The following is a 2,181-nucleotide window of genomic DNA, read 5'->3' on the forward strand; positions in this document are numbered from 1 at the left end:
AAATACGAGTTTATTAAAATAGCCGCAAGAAATTACAAATAAAAAAATTATGAGCGCAGCAAAAAATATCAACATAAGCCTTCAAATTTGGCGTCAAAAAAACTCCAAAGAAAAAGGAAAAATGGAAACATACAAATTGAATGATGTCTCTACGGCTAGTTCATTTTTGGAAATGTTAGACCAATTGAATGAACAATTAGTAAACGAAAGAAAAGAACCTATTGCATTTGACCACGACTGTCGTGAAGGAATTTGCGGAATGTGTTCTTTGTATATCAATGGACGTGCACACGGACCAGATACTGGGATCACTACTTGTCAATTACATATGAGAATGTTCAATGACGGTGATACTATCGTTATAGAGCCTTGGCGTTCTGTAGCTTTTCCTGTAATTAAGGATTTGATTGTAGACAGAACAGCTTTCGATAGAATTCAACAAGCTGGAGGATTCGTTTCGGTGAATACTTCTGGAAATACTATCGATGCAAATACTATTCCAGTTCCTAAAGACGATGCTGATAAGGCATTTGAAGCAGCAGCTTGTATCGGTTGTGGTGCTTGTGTGGCAACTTGTAAAAATGGTTCTGCAATGTTATTTGTTGGAGCAAAAGTTTCACAATATGCATTGTTGCCACAAGGAAAAGTGGAGGCTACAAACCGTGTATTGAACATGGTGCGTCAAATGGACGAAGAAGGTTTTGGTAACTGTACCAATACTGGAGCTTGTGAAATCGAATGCCCAAAAGGAATTTCACTTGAGAACATTGCTCGTATGAACAGAGAGTATCTATCTGCAAGTTTGAAATAGCACTTCAAATATTTTTTATATCAAAAAAGTCTCAATTTATTGGGACTTTTTTTTGTAAAAAACACAAAAAAAATTAACATTTTGTTTGTATTTAAAGTAGATAATTTTAATATTTGTACATAGTTGTTTACAAAATTAATAAAAAGACAATATTGTCTATAAAAATCAATTCCCTTTATATGAAAAACAAATTCCTAATATTGTTGATTACCTCGTTCTTAATAAGTTGTTCTAATGATTCAGCAACAGATGATTCACAAAACACATCGTCTGCTACAAACAGAATAAAAAAAGTTGAAGAAATTCAAAACGGTGTGGTAATAAAAACAAGTGATTATGAATATAACAGTTCGGGAGACATTTCTAAATTAACTATAAAAGACATTTCGAAATCTTATCAAACAAATTTTAATTATGACTCTTCTAATAAAATGATTAGTTGGGATTTAAAGGAATACTACATATCAAGCCCTTCTGATTTAATAGAGCAAGTGAATTCGCTCGAATACACTAACGGATTAGTTACCAACATTTGCATTAAAAGAAAAGAAACTTATTCGGATGTTTTAACGAATTCAATGGATAGAATTAGTTTTTCCTATTCAGGTTTGGAGCTAACTTCAATAAAACATTATATTCAAATTACTAATTCTGAAACAGCTGAGTGTTCTGATGTCTCAGATGTTGATAATGAAGAATTTTTTGAATATTCTAAAGGGAATTTAATTCGTTATGAAGCGCCAGGCACTGGTTTCTCAGACGAGTATTATAAAATTGAATATGACAATGGAAATAATTATCTATCTTCAATAAAACCAGATGCATTTAGATACGCTTTAGGAAATCAATATTCTATTAATAATAGAAAAAAAGTAAGTGTATATGATTCTTATAATGATGAGCTCACAGCAACTATTGTATTTGAAAATACTTATGATAAAAATAATAATCTTGTAAAAGCTGTAGAAAAATATTATTATGTAGGGAGTACAAGTCCTTCCAATACAACGACGATGAACTATTATTATTACTAATCATAAATCATAAAGTTAAAGGTCAACACCAGAAGTTGAAAAGTTTAAATAACGCATTCCTTCATTGGGATGCGTTTTTTGTTTATATAAACCTTTGTGAATCTCTTTTTATCTTTGCGTATCTTTGTGTAACAGCAAAGTATTCAAAATGAAACTCGCACTTATACAATCGTCATTGCTTTGGGAAAACCCAGAAAAAAACAGAAAAAAACTCGGAGAAAAAATCAATGCCATTTCCGAAAGTGTTGATTTAATTGTTTTTCCTGAAATGTTTACTTCGGGCTTTACGATGCAACCCAGTGCTGTTGCTGAAACCATGCAAGGAGAAACGATTGT

3 protein-coding genes are annotated in these 2,181 nt (G+C 31.7%); all 3 read left to right on the forward strand.

The window, feature by feature from the left end; all coding sequences use genetic code 11:
• Positions 1-49 precede the first annotated feature (49 nt).
• Positions 50-811, forward strand: coding sequence for a succinate dehydrogenase/fumarate reductase iron-sulfur subunit (locus tag VFS71_RS07005; protein WP_326400210.1), 762 nt, complete (start codon positions 50-52; stop codon positions 809-811).
• Positions 812-990: 179 nt separating this feature from the next.
• Entirely contained in the window at positions 991-1,845 is an 855-nt protein-coding gene (locus VFS71_RS07010) for a hypothetical protein (protein WP_326400211.1), read from the forward strand.
• 148 nt (positions 1,846-1,993) lie between these two features.
• A partial coding sequence (locus tag VFS71_RS07015; protein WP_326400212.1) for a nitrilase-related carbon-nitrogen hydrolase occupies positions 1,994-2,181 on the forward strand: 188 nt, incomplete at its 3' end.

Source organism: Flavobacterium sp. (genome assembly GCF_035760125.1).
GTDB lineage: Bacteria > Bacteroidota > Bacteroidia > Flavobacteriales > Flavobacteriaceae > Flavobacterium.

Bases quoted from the DNA above. Each gene is read 5' to 3' on its own strand.
- VFS71_RS07005 (WP_326400210.1), top strand. From the start codon at position 50: ATGAGCGCAGCAAAAAATATCAACATAAGCCTTCAAATTTGGCGTCAA.
- VFS71_RS07010 (WP_326400211.1), top strand. From the start codon at position 991: ATGAAAAACAAATTCCTAATATTGTTGATTACCTCGTTCTTAATAAGT.